The following is a 16,245-nucleotide window of genomic DNA, read 5'->3' as shown; positions in this document are numbered from 1 at the left end:
ACGGTCTTGCCGACTGCCGACGACTACGTAGAGGTGAAGAAGACATGCCGCTGACTCCCGAGGACGTGCGGAACAAGCAGTTCACGACCGTCCGCCTCCGAGAAGGCTATGACGAGGACGAGGTCGATGCCTTCCTCGACGAGGTCGAGTCCGAACTGACGCGCCTGCTGCGCGAGAACGAGGACCTGCGCGCCAAGCTGGCAGCCGCCACGCGTGCCGCCGCGCAGAACCAGCAGCAGCAGGGCATGCGCAAGCCGGAACCCCAGGACCAGCGAGGCCCCGGCGCCCCCGTGCCCGCGGCCATATCCGGCCCGCCGCAGCAGCAGCAGCCGCAGATGGGCCCGCCGCAGCTTCCGGGCGGCCAGCCGCAGCTGCCCCCGGGCCCCGGCGGCCAGGGCCAGCAGGGCCCCGGCCCGATGGGTGGCCCCATGGGCGGACCCATGCAGCAGCACCCCATGGGTGGACCGCAGGGCATGCAGCAGCAGCCCATGGGCGGCCCCCAGGGCATGCAGCAGCAGTCGATGGGCGGCCAGAACCCGCTCGGCCAGCAGATGCAGCCCATGGGCCAGCAGATGCAGCCGATGGGGCAGCAGATGCAGCCCATGGGTCAGCCGATGCACCAGCAGCAGCCGCAGCTTCCGCAGCAGGGCCCCGGTGGCGACAGTGCCGCCCGCGTCCTGTCCCTGGCGCAGCAGACCGCCGACCAGGCGATCGCGGAGGCCCGCTCCGAGGCCAACAAGATCGTCGGCGAGGCCCGGTCGCGCGCCGAGGGCCTGGAGCGGGACGCCCGCGCCAAGGCCGACGCGCTGGAGCGGGACGCGCAGGAGAAGCACCGCGTCGCGATGGGCTCCCTGGAGTCCGCCCGCGCCACGCTGGAGCGCAAGGTCGAGGACCTGCGGGGCTTCGAGCGTGAGTACCGCACGCGTCTGAAGTCCTACCTCGAGTCGCAGCTGCGCCAGCTGGAGACCCAGGCCGACGACTCCCTGGCTCCGCCGCGGAACCCGGCCGGTCCCGCGCTGCCGCCGTCGCCGTCCCCGTCGATGGCTCCGGCCGGTGCGATGGGCCACTCCATGGGCGGTCCCTCGATGGGTGGCCCGTCCCCCATGGGCGGTCCCTCCCCGATGGGTGCCCCGTCCTACGGCGGCAACCAGCAGCAGATGTCCCCGGCGATGACCCAGCCGATGGCTCCGGTCCGGCCGGCCGCGCCGCAGCCGATGCAGGCGCCGTCGCCGATGCGGGGCTTCCTGATCGACGAGGACGACAACTAGGCGCCGCCGCCGTTCTGCGGTCGGCAGCCGCGCTCTACGGGCCGGGCCCGAGGTTCTACGGAACCTCGGGCCCGGCCCGTTTCCGTGCCCTTGCCCTGGCCGGGCGGTGCGGGATCGTCTTCCGGGTGCGGTCCGGTGGTCGCGCCTCAAGCGCCGGCGGGGCTTGGGTGGGGCTTCGGGTGGGGCGGTGCCCCTGCGGGGGCTCTCCTCGGCTCGCGCGACGCGGCCATGGTCATGATGCGAAACCCAGGTTGCGCGCTCGTCCTGCGGGGAGCCCCCGCAGTGTCACCGCCCCACGGCCCTGGGAGAAGGCGGCCAGCGGTGGGGGTGTGGGGACGGTGGGGGGTGTCCCCGCAGGACGAGCGCGCAACCTGGGCCGTACGGCCGGGACGTGGCCGCGCCGCGCGAGCCGAGGAGACACCCCCCGCCGGCCCCACACCCCCACCCCCACACTCCGCCCCCGCCCGAGCGGCCCAACCCAGCCCCGCCGGCGTTTGAGGCGCGGCCACCGGGCCGCACCCGGGAACGCACCCGCACCCGGAAACGACGGCGGCCCGTCCCCCCACCCGGGAGGGGACGGGCCGCTCGGGGCCGGGTTACGCCTTGCGCAGGCGGAACGTCAGGCCGAGGGGCTCGTCCGTGAACGGGTCACCGTAGGCGGCATCGGCGTCGCCGGACGCGAAGTCCGTCGCCAGGACCTCGTCCGCGATCAGGCTCGCGTGGTCCGTCAGGGCCGTGACGACCTCCGGGTCCGCGGAGGACCAGCGCAGCGCGATGCGGTCGGCCACGTCGAGGCCGGAGTTCTTCCGGGCCTCCTGGATCAGGCGGATCGCGTCACGGGCCAGGCCCGCCAGCCGCAGCTCCGGGGTGATCTCCAGGTCCAGGGCGACCGTCGCGCCCGAGTCGGACGCCACCGACCAGCCCTCGCGCGGGGTCTCCGTGATGATGACCTCCTCGGGGGTGAGGGTGACCGGCTCGCCGTTCACCTCCACCGAGGCCTCGCCCGCCCGCAGGGCCAGGGACAGCGCCGCCGCGTCGGCCGCGGCCACCGCCTTCGCGACGTCCTGGACGCCCTTGCCGAAGCGCTTGCCCAGCGCCCGGAAGTTCGCCTTGGCCGTCGTGTCCACCAGGGACCCGCCGACCTCCGACAGGGAGGCCAGGGAGGAGACGTTCAGCTCCTCCGTGATCTGGGACTGCAGCTCCGGGGAGAGCGCGTCGAAGCCCACCGCGCCGACCAGGGCCCGGGAGAGCGGCTGACGGGTCTTGACGCCCGACTCGGCCCGCGTCGCCCGGCCCAGTTCCACCAGGCGGCGGACCAGCTGCATCTGCTGGGAGAGCGTCGGGTCGATCGCCGAGGTGTCCGCCGTCGGCCACGTCGACAGGTGGACCGACTCCGGGGCGTCCGGGGTGACCGGGACGATCATGTCCTGCCAGACCCGCTCCGTGATGAAGGGGGTCAGCGGGGCGAGGAGCCGGGTGACCGTCTCCACCACGTCGTGGAGGGTGCGCAGCGCGGCCGCGTCGCCCTGCCAGAAGCGGCGCCGCGAGCGGCGGACGTACCAGTTGGACAGGTCGTCGACGAAGGCGGAGAGGAGCTTGCCCGCGCGCTGGGTGTCGTACGACTCCATCGCCTCGGTGACCTCGGCGACGAGCGTGTGGAGCTCCGAGAGCAGCCACCGGTCGAGGACCGTGCGGTCGGCCGGGGCCGGGTCGGAGGCGGAGGGCGCCCAGTTCGACGTACGGGCGTACAGGGCCTGGAAGGCCACCGTGTTCCAGTACGTGAGGAGGGTCTTGCGCACGACCTCCTGGATCGTGCCGTGGCCCACGCGGCGCGCCGCCCACGGGGAGCCGCCGGCCGCCATGAACCAGCGCACCGCGTCCGCGCCGTGCTGGTCCATGAGCGGGATCGGCTGCAGGATGTTGCCCAGGTGCTTGGACATCTTGCGGCCGTCCTCGGCGAGGATGTGGCCCAGGCAGACCACGTTCTCGTACGAGGACTTGTCGAAGACCAGCGTGCCGACCGCCATCAGCGTGTAGAACCAGCCGCGCGTCTGGTCGATCGCCTCCGAGATGAACTGCGCCGGGTAGCGCTTCTCGAAGATCTCCTTGTTCTTGTACGGGTAGCCCCACTGCGCGAACGGCATCGAGCCCGAGTCGTACCAGGCGTCGATGACCTCCGGCACGCGGACCGCTTCGAGGGAGCAGCCCTCCGCGGTGCAGGTGAAGGTGACGTCGTCGATGTACGGGCGGTGCGGGTCCAGGTTCGAGTGGTCCTGGCCCGACAGCTCGGACAGCTCGGCGCGGGATCCGACGCAGGTGAGGTGGTTCTCCTCACAGCGCCAGATCGGCAGCGGGGTGCCCCAGTACCGGTTGCGGGACAGCGCCCAGTCGATGTTGTTGTTCAGCCAGTCGCCGAAGCGGCCCTGCTTGACCGAGTCGGGGAACCAGTTCGTCTTCTCGTTCTCCCGCAGCATCGCGTCCTTGACGGCGGTGGTGCGGATGTACCAGGACGGCTGCGCGTAGTAGAGCAGGGCCGTGTGGCAGCGCCAGCAGTGCGGGTAGCTGTGCTCGTAGGCGATGTGCTTGAAGAGCCGGCCGCGGGCGTCGAGGTCGGCGGTCAGCTTCTCGTCGGCCTTCTTGAAGAAGACGCCGCCGACCAGCGGGACGTCCTCCTCGAAGGTGCCGTCGGGGCGGACCGGGTTCACGACGGGCAGGCCGTACGCACGGCAGACCGCGAGGTCGTCGGCGCCGAAGGCGGGGGACTGGTGGACCAGACCGGTGCCGTCCTCGGTCGTGACGTACTCGGCGTTCACGACGTAGTGGGCGGGCTCGGGGAACTCGACGAGGTCGAAGGGGCGCTCGTACGTCCAGCGCTCCATCTCCTTGCCCGTGAAGGTCTGGCCGGTGGCCTCCCAGCCCTCGCCCAGGGACTTCTCCAGCAGCGGCTGGGCGACGACCAGCTTCTCCTCGCCGTTCGTGGCGACGACGTAGCTGACCTCGGGGTGCGCGGCCACGGCCGTGTTGGACACCAGGGTCCACGGGGTCGTCGTCCAGACCAGCAGCGCCGCCTCGCCCGCGAGCGGGCCGGACGTCAGCGGGAAGCGGACGTAGACGGAGGGGTCGACGACCGTCTCGTAGCCCTGCGCCAGCTCGTGGTCCGAGAGGCCGGTGCCGCAGCGGGGGCACCAGGGGGCGACGCGGTGGTCCTGGGTGAGCAGACCCTTGTTGAAGATCTCCTTCAGCGACCACCACACGGACTCCACGTACTCGGGGTCCATGGTCCGGTAGGCGTCGTCCAGGTCGACCCAGTAGCCCATCCGGGTCGTCAGCTCGGTGAACGCGTCGGTGTGGCGGGTCACGGACTCGCGGCACTTGGCGTTGAACTCGGCGATGCCGTACGCCTCGATGTCCTGCTTGCCGTTGAAGCCCAGCTCCTTCTCGACGGCGAGCTCGACGGGCAGGCCGTGGCAGTCCCAGCCTGCCTTGCGGGCCACGTGGTAGCCGCGCATGGTGCGGAACCGGGGGAAGACGTCCTTGAAGACGCGGGCCTCGATGTGGTGTGCGCCGGGCATGCCGTTCGCGGTGGGCGGGCCCTCGTAGAAGACCCACTCGGGGCGGCCCTCGGACTGCTCCAGGGTCTTGGCGAAGGTCTTGCTCTCGCGCCAGAAGTCGAGGACGGCGTGCTCGAGGGCAGGCAGGTCGACCTGGGCGGGTACCGGGCGGTACTGCGGCGGTGTGGTCATGAGGCTGAACTCTTCCTCCGGCGGGATGTCATTCCGTCCGGAGGGACGAGAGCACTGCTGCTCCCGCGGTACCACCCTCCTTGGCCGCCGGACGGATCCGGTGGCCCCCTCATTGGGGTGCGAAGCCGGTTCTACTCGCCGTGTGGGGATACGGGGATCCCGTGCGGGCTTTCTTCCGGCGGCTCAGGGGTGATCCTTCACATCGCGCTCGCCCCCGGGCTCTCACCGTCCCCGGGTCGCTCCTGGCTGCGTACGACGCTACTCGTCCCCGTCCATGCCTTTCGCTGGGCCCAGTGTACGGGCCCGGGGGCCGCGGGGCGGACCGGTTTACGGGGGCCCGTACGGGGGCCGCCGGCCCGGCGTGGCGGGGCTGTGGGGAGGGTCCGCGTGCGACCCCCGCGTGCCCCCGGCGTGACCCGAATGGGCCTGTCGTGCCGGTGCCGACTCGGGTGGGGCGGGAGTGGCGGATTACCGGGGCTCCTGATGGGCACAACGGATGCAGGTTGACCTCGATGGATGCGTGCCCCGTTGCCGCGGGGCCGGTGTCGATTTATCGTTCCGGCACGATTCGCGAGCAAAGATCACAGTATGTGAAGGGGCCGCGGCCATGGTGGCGAAGAAGACCGCCGGGAGTACTGCCAAGAAGGCTGTCGGGAAGGCCGCCGGGAAGGCGGCGGTCTCCGAGGACGCGGCCCCCGCCAAGAAGGCGACCGCTGCCCGAAAGACCGCCACCGGAGCACGTGCTCCGGACGGGAAGGCGACCGCCGTCAAGAAGACGACCGCCGTCGAGAAGCGGACGGCCACGGCCAAGAAGGCCGCGGCCGAGGGGGCGGCACCTGCCGCGAAGAAGACGGGAGTCCGGAAAGTGGTTGCCAAGAAGAGCGCGGGTACGGCGAGGAAGACGGCCGCGGCCGCCACCAGTGGGCTCCCCAAGGCGCGGGCGACGGGCCTGGCCCCCGGCGAGCTCGCCGTACGGCCCGGGGAGGACCCGTGGACCCCCAAGGAGGTCGATGACGCCCGAGCGGAGCTCCTGTCGGAGGTACTGCGCCTGCGGGCCGAGCTCGACGCCTCCGAAGCGGCGATCACCGGCCTGATGCGGGACTCCGGGGACGGCGCGGGCGACGACCAGGCCGACACGGGCACCAAGAACATCACCCGGGAGTCCGAGCTGGCGCTCGCGGCGAACGCCACCTCGATGCTGGAGCAGACCGAGCGGGCCCTGGAACGGCTGGAGGCGGGCACGTACGGGCTCTGCGAGAACTGCGGGCAGCCCATCGGCAAGGCCAGGATGCAGGCCTTCCCACGGGCCACGCTCTGCGTCGACTGCAAGCAGAAGCAGGAACGGCGGCACTAGGGCCTGTCTTTCGGATCAGGGCGGGTTCGCGGTGGCCGGCGCCGCTCCCTGATCCGCTCCGATCGACAGGACACCCCCTGGCGGATCGGGGAGGTGGGGCAGGCGGTCCGCGGGGGCCCTGACGTACTCTCGTGTTCCGTCAGGGTCCAGGAGGAGCCTGGTTCGAGCTAGTTCGAGGGACTCACGTGGCAGAGGCGGAGCGCATCATCGGTACGCCGGAGGTCGGGGACGACGCCCAGCCGGAGTCCGTCGGGCCCAAGGGGCGCCGTCGGATCACGGCTCTGCTCGTCGTGGCGGTGCTCGCCTACCTGCTCGACCTCGGCAGCAAGATGCTGGTCGTGGCGAAGCTGGAGCACCAGCCGCCGATCGAGATCATCGGTGACCTGCTGAAGTTCGAGGCGGTCCGCAACCCGGGCGCCGCCTTCGGCTTCGGCGAGGCCTTCACCATCATCTTCACCTGCATCGCGGCCTCGGTGATCGTGGTGATCGTACGGCTGGCCCGCAAGCTCTACAGCCTGCCGTGGGCGATCGCCCTGGGCCTGCTGCTGGGCGGTGCGCTGGGCAACCTGACCGACCGGATCTTCCGTTCGCCGGGTGTGTTCCGTGGCGCGGTCGTCGACTTCATCGCACCCGCCCATTTCGCCGTCTTCAACCTCGCGGACTCGGCGATCGTGTGCGGCGGCATCCTGATCGTCCTGCTGTCCTTCAAGGGCCTGGACCCGGACGGGACCGTCCACAAGGACTGATCGCGGGCTGATCGCGGGACGGTTCGACCGCCCCGTCCGGCATACTCGACGGGTGAGTACGATTCCCGAGATCCGCACCCTGCCCGTTCCCGATGGCCTCGAAGGCGAGCGCGTCGACGCCGCCATCGCCCGTATGTTCGGTTTCTCCCGGACGAAGGCGGCCGAAATCGCGGCTGCGGGAAAGGTGACGGTCGACGGCAGCGTCGTCGGGAAGTCCGAGCGCGTGCACGGTGGCGCCTGGCTCGAGGTCGAGATGCCCGCGCCGCCGCGGCCGGTCGAGCTCGTCGCCGAGCCCGTCCCCGGCATGGAGATCATCCATGACGACGACGACATCGTCGTCATCATGAAGCCGGTGGGCGTCGCCGCCCACCCGAGCCCCGGCTGGACCGGCACCACCGTCATCGGTGGCCTCGCCGCGGCCGGCTACCGCATCTCCACCTCCGGCGCCTCCGAGCGTCAGGGCATCGTGCACCGCCTCGACGTCGGCACGTCCGGCCTGATGGCCGTCGCCAAGTCGGAGCGCGCGTACACCTCGCTGAAGAACCAGTTCCGCGAGCGCGTCGTGGACAAGCGGTACCACGCGCTGGTCCAGGGCCACCCGGACCCGATGAGCGGCACGATCGACGCGCCGATCGGCCGTCACCCCAGCGCGGACTACAAGTGGGCCGTGATCCAGGACGGCAAGGCGTCCGTCACCCACTACGACCTGATCGAGGCCTTCCGCGCCGCCTCGCTGCTGGACATCAAGCTGGAGACCGGGCGCACGCACCAGATCCGCGTGCACATGTCCGCGCACCGGCACCCCTGCGTCGGCGACCTGACCTACGGCGCCGACCCCACCGTCGCCAAGCGGCTCGGCCTCACCCGGCAGTGGCTGCACGCGGTGCGCCTCGGCTTCGAGCACCCGGCGGACGGGCAGTGGGTCGAGTTCGAGAGCGGCTACCCGGCGGACCTGCAGCACGCGCTGGACGTGATCCGGGCGGAGAGCGAGTGACCTCGCCGGTCGAGGGCACGGTCGAGGTACGGGTCGCCGTCTCGGAGGAGGACCTGAAGTCCTGCTTCGCGGTGCGGTCCGAGGTCTTCGTCGTCGAGCAGTCGGTGCCGGAGTCGATCGAGTACGACGCGTACGACGCGGACGCGGTGCACGTCCTGGCCGTGGACGCGGACGGCGCGCCCCTGGGCACGGGCCGGCTGCTGCACGGGCCGGTGGCCCTCGGCAAGACGGGCGACCCGACGGTCGGCTCGCTGGGCCGGCTGGCCGTGGCCAAGTCCGCGCGCGGGCTGGGCGTGGGGGTGGCGCTGGTGCGCGCGATCGAGGCGGAGGCGGCCCGCAGGGGGCTGGCCGCGGTCGATCTGGGCGCGCAGACGCATGCGCTGGGCTTCTACGAGCGGCTCGGCTACGTGGCCTACGGCCCGGAATTCCAGGACGCGGGCATCCCGCACCGCGCGATGCGACGTCCACTGCCGTAGCCGAGGCGACGGTGCGTGCCGCCGCTGCCGGGGCTCCGCCCCGGACCCCGCGCCTCAATCGCCGGCGGGGCTGAAGAGAGCGTCGGCCGGGCCATTCATAGCCCCGCCGGCGTTCGAGGCGCGGGCGCGGAGCGCCGTAGGGGTTCGGGGTGCGGCCCCGACACGGCCCCCCACCCGCACGAGCCAAGCGCAGCGGACTGGCAGGGTGGGGGAGTGGATCAGCTTGCTCTGCTGTTCGTGCTCCTGCTCGGAGCGGTGGTCACGGTGCCGCTCGGGGACCGGCTCAAACTGCCCGCGCCCGTCCTGATGACCATCGGCGGGGTGATCCTCGCCCTGGTGCCGGCCGTGCCGAACGTCGAGATCCCGCCCGAGTTCATCCTGCCGCTGGTGCTGCCGCCCCTGTTGTACGCCTCCGTGCAGCGCACCTCCTGGCGGCAGTTCGCCGCCAATGTCCGGCCCATCCTGCTGCTGGCCGTGGCTCTGGTGTTCGTCACCACCGGCGCGGTGGCGGCCGTCGCCAATGCCGTCGTGCCGGGGCTGCCGATCGCCGCCGCCCTCGCCCTCGGCGCGCTCGTCGCCCCGCCGGACCCGGTGGCCGCCACCGCCGTCGCGGGATCGCTCGGGCTGCCCCGCCGGATGGTGTCGATCCTGGAGGGCGAGGGGCTCTTCAACGACGTGACGGCGATCGTGCTCTACCACGTCGCCGTCGCCGCCGTCGTGAGCGGCAGTTTCTCCTGGCCCCAGGCCCTCGGGGAGTTCGTGCTCTCGGCCGTGGTGGCCGTGGCCGTCGGGCTCGCGCTCGGCTGGATCTGCAACCGGCTCATGGGGCGGCTCGGTGACGCCACCCTGCAGATCGGGTTGACCCTTCTGGTGCCGTTCGTCTCGTACGTGGTGGCTGAGGAGCTGCAGGGTTCGGGCGTGCTGGCCGTGCTGACGACGGCCCTGTTCCTGGCCGAGTACGCGAGCGACGCCGACGACGTGCTGGGGCGCCTCGCCGGGCACACCTTCTGGGAAGTCGTCGACATGCTGGTCACCGGCGTGGCCTTCGGGCTGATCGGGCTGGAGCTGCACAACGTGTTCGGCACGGCCGAGGACCGGGTGTGGGAGATGGCCGGGTGGGCGGCGATCGTGGTCGCGGTGGTGGTCGGCGTACGGCTGGCGTGGCTGCTGCCGGCGGGCTGGCTCGCCCAGCGGCTGCACCAGCGGCGCGACTACGACGAGGAGATCCCGCTGAGCTGGCGGGAGAGCGTGGTGATGTGGTGGGCCGGGATGCGCGGGGTGGCCTCGGTGGCCCTGGCCCTGGCCATTCCCCTGAAGACGGACGCCGGTGAGCCCTTTCCCGGGCGGGACCAGATCATCTTCATCGCGTTCGCGGTGATCATGACGACCTTGGTGTGCCAGGGGCTGACCCTGCCGTGGCTGGTACGACGGCTGGGGGTGGAGGCCGACACGGACGCCGAGCGGGACGCGGAACGGCTGCTGGCGATCCGCGCGGCCAAGGCCGCGAAGCGGCGACTGAAGGAGATCGAGGAGGTGGAGGAGCTGCCGGAGGACCTCGTCGAGCAGCTGTACCGGCGCGCGTACGACGTGGGGGCCAGGATCAGCCCCGACATGGTGGACGAGGAACGGCGCGAGGCGTACGCGAAGCGGGTGGAGCGGTTGCACGACATCCAGCGGATCCAGCGGGAGATGATGTCGGCCGCCCGCCACGAGATCCTGGCCGCCCGCAGCGAACCCGGCTCCGACCCGGAGATCGTGGACCGGGTGCTGCGGCACCTGGACGTCCGGAGCTTGCGTACGCCGTGAGCGACCGCGCACCGGGTCCGCCGACGGACGGAGCCTGCGTACGCCGTGAGCGGTCAGGCCGCCAGTCGTTCCAGACCGCGTAGGAGGCGGACGTAGGGGGACCAGCGGGCCGGGTGGGCGACCGTACCCGTGCACGCCAGTTCGGCGCGGTCCAGGCAGTCCTCCAGGACGGCGTCGTGCCCCGAACGGAAGGCCAGCGGCCAGGTGACGCGGGCCAGGCCGCTGATCCGCATCGCGAGGGTGTGCCGTAGTACCGTCCGCTCCGCGTCGACCGGCAGCACGGCGAACTCGTGGAAGCCGTGGAAGCCGCGCGGCCCGGTGAAGGCGAAGCGGACCCAGGTCCCCGGCACATACGCGGCGACCGTGTACCGCACCGGCCCGTGGCCGCCCACCGCGCCCACCGCCAAGGGGCGGTCGAACTCCATCGGCTCCCACAGGCCGCCCGGCCAGAGCCGGTCCTCGTCCCCGGCCGCCAGCGTGTCGATCAGCGCGCCGACCTCGCTCTCCTTCGCCGCGATCACGCGTTCGTGCAAGTTGTAGACGCCCATGGAAGGCCCTCCCCTTCACCTTATTAGAGAGAGGTCTCTAATAATCTGGAGGGTACTCTCTGATTCATGGCGAGACCACCCCGCTTCGACATCGACCAGATCCTCGACGCCGCCGTCCGGCTGGCCGCCTCCGCCGGGCCGGTCGGCGTGACCATGACCGCCGTCGCCCAGGCGATCGGCGCGCCCAGCGGCTCCATGTACCACCGCTTCGCCGGGCGCGCCGCCCTGCTCGCCGAGGTGTGGCTGCGCAGCGTCGAGCGGTTCCAGGAGGGTTACCTCGCCTGCCTGCACGGCGACACCGACCCCGGCCGGGCCGCCCGCGCGGCCGCCCGGCACGTCGTGGGGTGGAGCCGCGCCCACCCGGAGGAGGCCGCCCTCCTGCTCTACGGGCCGTGGGAGTTCGGCCGCGCCGACTGGTCCGAGGAGCACACCGGTCGGGCGGATTCCGGCAACGGGCGGGTGTATGCCGCCATCGGAGACCTGGCCGCCGCTCTCGGCGCGACGGAGCCCAAGGACCGGGACCGGGTCGTCGTGGCCCTGATCGACCTTCCGCTCTCGGTCGTCCGCCGACATCTGCGTGCCGGCGACCCGCTGCCGCCGCACGCCGAGGACCTCGCCGAGGAGTGCGCGGCCGCCCTCCTCTAGCCGGCCTCCGGGGTCGCCGCCGGGCCCGTGATGATGCGGGGGAGGGCGTAGGGGTGTTCGGCCACCAGCCAGGTGATCATGTGCTCGCGGACCGCGCAGCGCAGGGTCCACAGGTCGTCGGCGTCCTTCGCCGTGATCGCGGCGCGGATCTGGACCGTGTGCGGTGTGGTGTCCGTCACGGCCAGCCCGCCGCTGCGGCCGTCCCACTCCGGGAGTTCCGCCAGGATGTGCTGGAGCCGCTCCCGCATCAGGTCGACCGGCGCGCCGTGGTCCAGGTGCCAGAAGACGGTGCCGGTCATCTGCGCGCCGCCGCGCGACCAGTTCTCGTAGGGCTTGCTCGTGAAGTAGGACACCGGCATCGTGATGCGGCGCTCGTCCCAGGTGCGGACCGTCAGGAAGGTCAGGGTGATCTCCTCGACCCGGCCCCACTCCTTGTCCACCACCACCGTGTCCCCGATGCGGACGGTGTCGCCGAAGGCGATCTGCAGGCCGGCGAAGAGGTTGCTCAGCGAGGCCTGGGCGGCGATGCCCGCCACGATGCCGAGGACGCCCGCCGAGGCCAGGAGCGAGGCGCCGAGCGCGCGCATCGGCGGGAAGGTCAGCAGCATCGCCGCCGCGGCGACCACGACCACCACCGCCGTGACCACCCGATGGATCAGCGTGACCTGGGTGCGGACCCGGCGCACCCGGGCCTCGTCCTCGGTCACCGCCGCGTAGCGCGCGTACGTGGAGTCGACCACGGCCGTCGCGATGCGTACGGCGAGCCAGGCCGCGGAGGCGATCAGGACCAGGGTCAGGAACCGGCCGACGCCGAAGGCGTGGTCGGGCAGGATCCCCGCCCGGCGGTAGGTGGCCCTGAGCAGCGAGGTGCACAGGACGACCTGGAAGGGCAGTCGGCAGCGGCGCAGCAGGCCCCACAGGGGGGGTCTCGGTGTGCCGGGCGTCGGCCCGGCGCAGCAGCAGGTCCAGCAGCCAACCCGCGATCAGGGTGGCGACCAGGGCGCCGCCGATGACCGTGACGGGGCGCAGGACGTTCTCCATCTCCATGGGTACGAACGTAGCGGGAAGCGGGCCGTGGGCCCCTGGTCCGCGGCGGCCGGCACGATGGAGGCATGAACATCATGCTTTTCCATTCGACGTACGGGCTGCGGCCCGCGGTGCACGCGGCGGCCGACCGGCTGCGCGCGGCCGGGCACCAGGTCCAGGTGCCGGATCTCTTCGAGGGACGCACTTTCGGGACCGTCGAGGAGGGCATGGCCCACCGGGACGAGATCGGCCGTGACGAACTGCTGAAGCGCGCGGTGCTGGCCTCCGCCCCCTACTCGGACCAGGGGCTGGTCTACGCGGGCTTCTCCTTCGGCGGTTCCGTCGCCCAGCACCTGGCGATGGCCGACGAGAAGGCGCGCGGGCTGCTGCTCCTGCACGGGACGGCGGACCTGGAGGACGACGCCTCGGTCGACGAGTTGCCCGTGCAGCTGCACATCGCGGACCCGGACCCGTTCGAGCCGCACGACTGGTTGACGGCCTGGTACCTGCGGATGCAGCGGGCGGGGGCCGACGTGGAGGTCCACAGTTACCCCGGTGCCGGGCACCTGTTCACCGACCCGGAGTTGGACGACTACGACGCCGAGGCCGCCGAGCAGCTCTGGAAGGTCGCCGTCGGCTTCCTCGACGGTCTGTAGGCGCGAGAACGACGAGGGCCCGGCCCGGCGGGATGCCGGACCGGGCCGTCGTCGGTGGGTCAGCCCGCGCGGTAGGCGGTCCAGCTGCTCGACATGCGAGCCACCTGGCCGGCGGTGAACTGGTACATGCAGGAGTCGTACGTGTAGTCCATGAAGTTGCGGATCGGGTCGACGCCCGGCTTGCTCGCGCAGCTGTCGCGCCCGGTCGGGCACTCGTACGCGGCGCTCTTCTCGGCCGGGGTGTCGGAGACGTAGTCGCCGTTGCCGTTACAGCCGCCCTGGAAGGTGTGGTAGAGCCCCAGCCAGTGGCCGACCTCGTGGGTGGCGGTGTCACCCTCGTTGTAGTTGGCCGAGGAGCCGCCCGGAAGCGAGCTGTCGAGCACGACCACGCCGTCCATCTTGGGGCTCGACGCGTAGGAGGTCGGGAAGGTCGCCCAGCCCAGCAGGCCGCCGGAGAGCTTGGCGGTGTAGAAGTTGAGCGCGCCCGGGCCGCCCTTGCGCAGGGTGTTCTTCATGTCCTTCTCGGCCTGGGAGCCGGAAGCCAGGTTGTACCAGGTGGCGTTGTCCGTGTAGTCGGTGGCCGCCAGGGTGAACTGGAAGTTCGTGTTGACGTTGCCGGTGCCCTGGCCGCCGTAGGCGGCGTTGAGGACCGCGAGCTGCTTGCTCACGTCGGTGGCCGTCAGCTTGCCGGTGGTGCCGGAGTGCACGACGTGGAAGTACACGGGGATGTTCACGACGGCCTCGGCGGCCGCGAGGCTGCGCTGCGGCTGGTTCTTGAGGGCCTTGTCGAGCTTCGCCTTGAGGTCGGCGTCCATGGACTTCGCCTGCGCGTCGGTGATCGCGTTGGGCTCGTCCGCGTGCTCGTCGTGGACGCGGGCGACGCGGGCGTTCGCGGCGCCGGAGGAGGCGGGCTGGTCGGCGCAGACCTCGGCGGGGGACTTGGCTGCGGCCGCGAGCGTGGTGGGGGCGGCGAGCGGCGTGAACGCCAAGGTTCCGGCCAGAACCGCCGTGCCCATCAGGCGGCGGCGGAGAAGGGGGGATATGCGGGCAACTGCGCGCACGTGTGCTCCTCGCGTGGGGGGTTGCGGGGGGTGGTGGCCTGAAGATCTTCTTCAGCTGGCGCGAAGCTTATGTGTGCATGACATATTCAGGTCAAGTGCCTTACGTAAAAGATTTGTTGCTTCTGACGCACATGGGGCGCCTGGTATGTACCAGGCGCCCCATGTGGCCGGAAAATCGACGGTCGATCAGCGGACGGGCTGGTGCACCCGCTCCACCTTCTGGGTCCCGTTCAGCGTCCGGTACGACCGGCTCCACGCGGAGGTGGCGCCCTGCTGCCGCTTGTCGGACACCACGTAGTAGTCCATCTGCGAGCGCTCCGCCGTCACGTCCAGCACCCCGTAGCCGTGCGCGTCCATGTCCAGCCACTTCACGTGCCAGTTGGCGGCCTTGATGGCCGACTCGGCCACCAGCGAGAGGGTGTCCGGCAGGACGTGCAGCATGTCGTCGAGGTTGTCGGAGGTCACCGAGGTGACCACGAACTCGGTCGCCGCCGTCCCCGAACCCGGGTAGGTGGCCATGTTCATCGGGACCTCGTTCGCCCACGCCATGTGGATGTCACCGGTCAGGAACACGGTGTTCTTGACGCCCCGGTCCTTCAGATGACCCAGCAGCTCCTTGCGGTCGTCCGTGTACCCGTCCCACTGGTCCACATTGATCGCGAGCCCGCCCTCGGGCAGACCGAGCAGCTTGGCCAGCGGCTTCAACAGGTGCGCGGGCAGCGAGCCGAAGGCCACCGGCGAGATCATCACCGAGGTGCCGACCAGCTTCCAGGTCGCCTCCGAGCCGGCGAGGCCCGACTTGAGCCAGTCCAACTGGGCGCGCCCGGTGATGGTGCGCTCCGGGTCGTCCACCGAGCCGCTGCCGACCTTCGTCTGCTGCGAGCGGAAGGAGCGCAGGTCCAGCAGGTGCAGGTCGGCGAGGGTGCCGAAGCGCAGCCGCCGGTAGACGGTGCCCGCGATGGAGGCCCGTACGGGCATCCACTCGAAGTACGCCTGCTTGGCCGCGGCCGCGCGGGCCGCCCACTCGCCCTCGGCGCCCGGCGTGTGGTTCTCGGCCCCGCCGGCCCAGGCGTCGTTGGCGAACTCGTGGTCGTCCCATATGGCGATGACCGGGTGCGCGTGGTGCAGGGCCTGCAGGTCGGCGTCCGTCTTGTACTTGCCGTGGCGGGTGCGGTAGTCGGCGAGCGAGACGATCTCGTGCTTCGGCTCGTGCGGGCGGACGACGTACTTCGCCTCCGGATATCCCCCGGACTGGTACTCGTAGATGTAGTCGCCCAGGTGCAGGATCGCGTGCAGGTCCGTGCGGGCCGCCAGGTGGCGGTAGGCGGAGAAGTAGCCGGACTCCCAGTTGGCGCAGGAGACCACGCCGAAGCGGACCCCGTCGGTGCTCGCCTCGTGGGCCGGGGTGGTCAGGGTGCGTCCGACGGGGGACACGGTGGCGCCGGCCGTGAAGCGGTACCAGTACGGCGTCTGCGGCTGGAGCCCGCGCACGTCCACCTTGACCGTGTGGTCGGTGGCGGCGCTCGCCGTGACGGTGCCGGAGCCGACGATCCGGGAGAAGCCCTTGTCGGCCGCCACTTCCCAGCCCACCTGGGTGGCCGGGCCGAGCCCGGAGCCGGGTACGGCCTCGGGGGTCGGGGTGACGCGGGTCCACAGCAGGACCCCGTCGGGCAGCGGGTCGCCCGAGGCGACGCCGTGGAGGAAGGCGGGCGCGGTGCCCGCCGCGTGGGCGGCCGAGGCGCCCAACGTGGTGAGGGGGGCCAGTGCGGCGGTGGCCGCCGCGGCCAGAACGACCGTGCGGCGGCGGGGAGTTGCCGCGGACTGGGAGGAGTTGAGATGACTGGTCACGGGCGATGATATTACCGACGGGTACATCGGCTGGACCAGGTGCGGGAATGCAAAGGGCGGGCGAACTCTGGGAG

The 16,245-nt window shown here is 71.6% G+C and carries 12 protein-coding genes and 1 pseudogene; 8 read left to right on the top strand and 5 right to left on the bottom strand.

Going from position 1 to position 16,245, the window contains the following annotated elements; all coding sequences use genetic code 11:
- Nucleotides 1–44 precede the first annotated feature (44 nt).
- Nucleotides 45–1,268, top strand: coding sequence for a DivIVA domain-containing protein (locus tag OG624_RS12400; RefSeq protein WP_033221756.1), 1,224 nt, complete (start codon nt 45–47; stop codon nt 1,266–1,268).
- 596 nt (nt 1,269–1,864) lie between these two features.
- On the opposite strand, the gene ileS is transcribed toward OG624_RS12400, so the two are convergent.
- Nucleotides 1,865–5,011, bottom strand: coding sequence for an isoleucine--tRNA ligase (ileS, locus tag OG624_RS12395; RefSeq protein ID WP_033221716.1), 3,147 nt, complete (start codon nt 5,009–5,011; stop codon nt 1,865–1,867).
- A gap of 607 nt (nt 5,012–5,618) precedes the next feature.
- Between ileS and OG624_RS12390 the strand changes: the two genes are divergently transcribed.
- The 5 genes from OG624_RS12390 to OG624_RS12370 all read left to right on the top strand — a co-directional run bounded on the left by OG624_RS12390 (nt 5,619) and on the right by OG624_RS12370 (nt 10,387).
- On the top strand, nt 5,619–6,365 hold the full coding sequence (locus OG624_RS12390) for a TraR/DksA family transcriptional regulator (RefSeq protein WP_033221717.1): 747 nt from the start codon (nt 5,619–5,621) through the stop codon (nt 6,363–6,365).
- A 185-nt stretch (nt 6,366–6,550) separates the two neighbouring features.
- Nucleotides 6,551–7,111: a signal peptidase II gene (gene lspA, locus OG624_RS12385; protein ID WP_033221719.1), complete on the top strand. Its 561-nt coding sequence runs from the start codon at nt 6,551–6,553 to the stop codon at nt 7,109–7,111.
- Nucleotides 7,112–7,163: 52 nt separating this feature from the next.
- Nucleotides 7,164–8,105, top strand: coding sequence for an RluA family pseudouridine synthase (locus tag OG624_RS12380; RefSeq protein ID WP_033221721.1), 942 nt, complete (start codon nt 7,164–7,166; stop codon nt 8,103–8,105).
- Nucleotides 8,102–8,581 carry a GNAT family N-acetyltransferase gene (locus OG624_RS12375; protein WP_033221722.1) on the top strand — a complete coding sequence of 160 codons (480 nt, stop codon included), beginning with the start codon at nt 8,102–8,104 and terminating at the stop codon, nt 8,579–8,581. The genes OG624_RS12380 and OG624_RS12375 overlap by 4 nt, the downstream gene beginning before the upstream one ends.
- Before the next feature lie 213 nt (nt 8,582–8,794).
- Complete coding sequence (locus OG624_RS12370) at nt 8,795–10,387, top strand: Na+/H+ antiporter (RefSeq protein ID WP_033221723.1); 1,593 nt, start codon at nt 8,795–8,797, stop codon at nt 10,385–10,387.
- Between the two features lie 53 nt (nt 10,388–10,440).
- Here the strand turns inward: OG624_RS12370 and OG624_RS12365 are convergent, their stop codons facing one another.
- Nucleotides 10,441–10,935 (bottom strand): hypothetical protein, encoded by a 495-nt coding sequence (locus OG624_RS12365; RefSeq protein ID WP_033221724.1) that lies wholly within the window; start codon nt 10,933–10,935, stop codon nt 10,441–10,443.
- A gap of 66 nt (nt 10,936–11,001) precedes the next feature.
- On the opposite strand from OG624_RS12365, the gene OG624_RS12360 reads away from it, so the two are divergent.
- The gene (locus OG624_RS12360) at nt 11,002–11,580 is read left to right on the top strand and encodes a TetR/AcrR family transcriptional regulator (RefSeq protein WP_033221725.1); all 579 of its coding nucleotides are present in this window, start codon (nt 11,002–11,004) and stop codon (nt 11,578–11,580) included.
- Here OG624_RS12360 and OG624_RS12355 read toward each other — a convergent pair.
- Nucleotides 11,577–12,621, bottom strand: a pseudogene (locus tag OG624_RS12355) (mechanosensitive ion channel family protein). The gene OG624_RS12360 and the pseudogene OG624_RS12355 overlap by 4 nt on opposite strands.
- Nucleotides 12,622–12,692: 71 nt before the next feature.
- Here OG624_RS12355 and OG624_RS12350 point away from each other — a divergent pair.
- A complete protein-coding gene (locus tag OG624_RS12350; RefSeq protein ID WP_030724478.1) occupies nt 12,693–13,262 on the top strand; it encodes a dienelactone hydrolase family protein in 570 nt (189 codons plus the stop codon).
- Nucleotides 13,263–13,321: 59 nt separating this feature from the next.
- Here OG624_RS12350 and OG624_RS12345 read toward each other — a convergent pair whose 3' ends face one another.
- A complete protein-coding gene (locus OG624_RS12345; protein ID WP_033221727.1) occupies nt 13,322–14,278 on the bottom strand; it encodes a zinc metalloprotease in 957 nt (318 codons plus the stop codon).
- 231 nt (nt 14,279–14,509) lie between these two features.
- Nucleotides 14,510–16,198, bottom strand: coding sequence for an alkaline phosphatase D family protein (locus OG624_RS12340; RefSeq protein ID WP_051763395.1), 1,689 nt, complete (start codon nt 16,196–16,198; stop codon nt 14,510–14,512).
- Nucleotides 16,199–16,245 lie beyond the last annotated feature (47 nt).

It is taken from the genome of Streptomyces virginiae, assembly GCF_041432505.1.
GTDB lineage: Bacteria > Actinomycetota > Actinomycetes > Streptomycetales > Streptomycetaceae > Streptomyces > Streptomyces virginiae_A.
The sequence above is the reverse complement of the archived record's forward strand: the minus strand, read 5'-3'. Positions and strand labels throughout refer to the sequence as shown.

What these genes read in the sequence shown, in the direction of transcription:
- OG624_RS12360 (WP_033221725.1), top strand. Translation starts at nt 11,002, where the DNA reads ATGGCGAGACCACCCCGCTTCGACATCGACCAGATCCTCGACGCCGCC.
- OG624_RS12345 (WP_033221727.1), bottom strand. Translation starts at nt 14,278, where the DNA reads ATGGGCACGGCGGTTCTGGCCGGAACCTTGGCGTTCACGCCGCTCGCC.
- OG624_RS12400 (WP_033221756.1), top strand. Translation starts at nt 45, where the DNA reads ATGCCGCTGACTCCCGAGGACGTGCGGAACAAGCAGTTCACGACCGTC.
- ileS (WP_033221716.1), bottom strand. Translation starts at nt 5,011, where the DNA reads ATGACCACACCGCCGCAGTACCGCCCGGTACCCGCCCAGGTCGACCTG.
- OG624_RS12365 (WP_033221724.1), bottom strand. Translation starts at nt 10,935, where the DNA reads ATGGGCGTCTACAACTTGCACGAACGCGTGATCGCGGCGAAGGAGAGC.
- OG624_RS12340 (WP_051763395.1), bottom strand. Translation starts at nt 16,198, where the DNA reads ATGTACCCGTCGGTAATATCATCGCCCGTGACCAGTCATCTCAACTCC.
- OG624_RS12350 (WP_030724478.1), top strand. Translation starts at nt 12,693, where the DNA reads ATGAACATCATGCTTTTCCATTCGACGTACGGGCTGCGGCCCGCGGTG.
- OG624_RS12390 (WP_033221717.1), top strand. Translation starts at nt 5,619, where the DNA reads ATGGTGGCGAAGAAGACCGCCGGGAGTACTGCCAAGAAGGCTGTCGGG.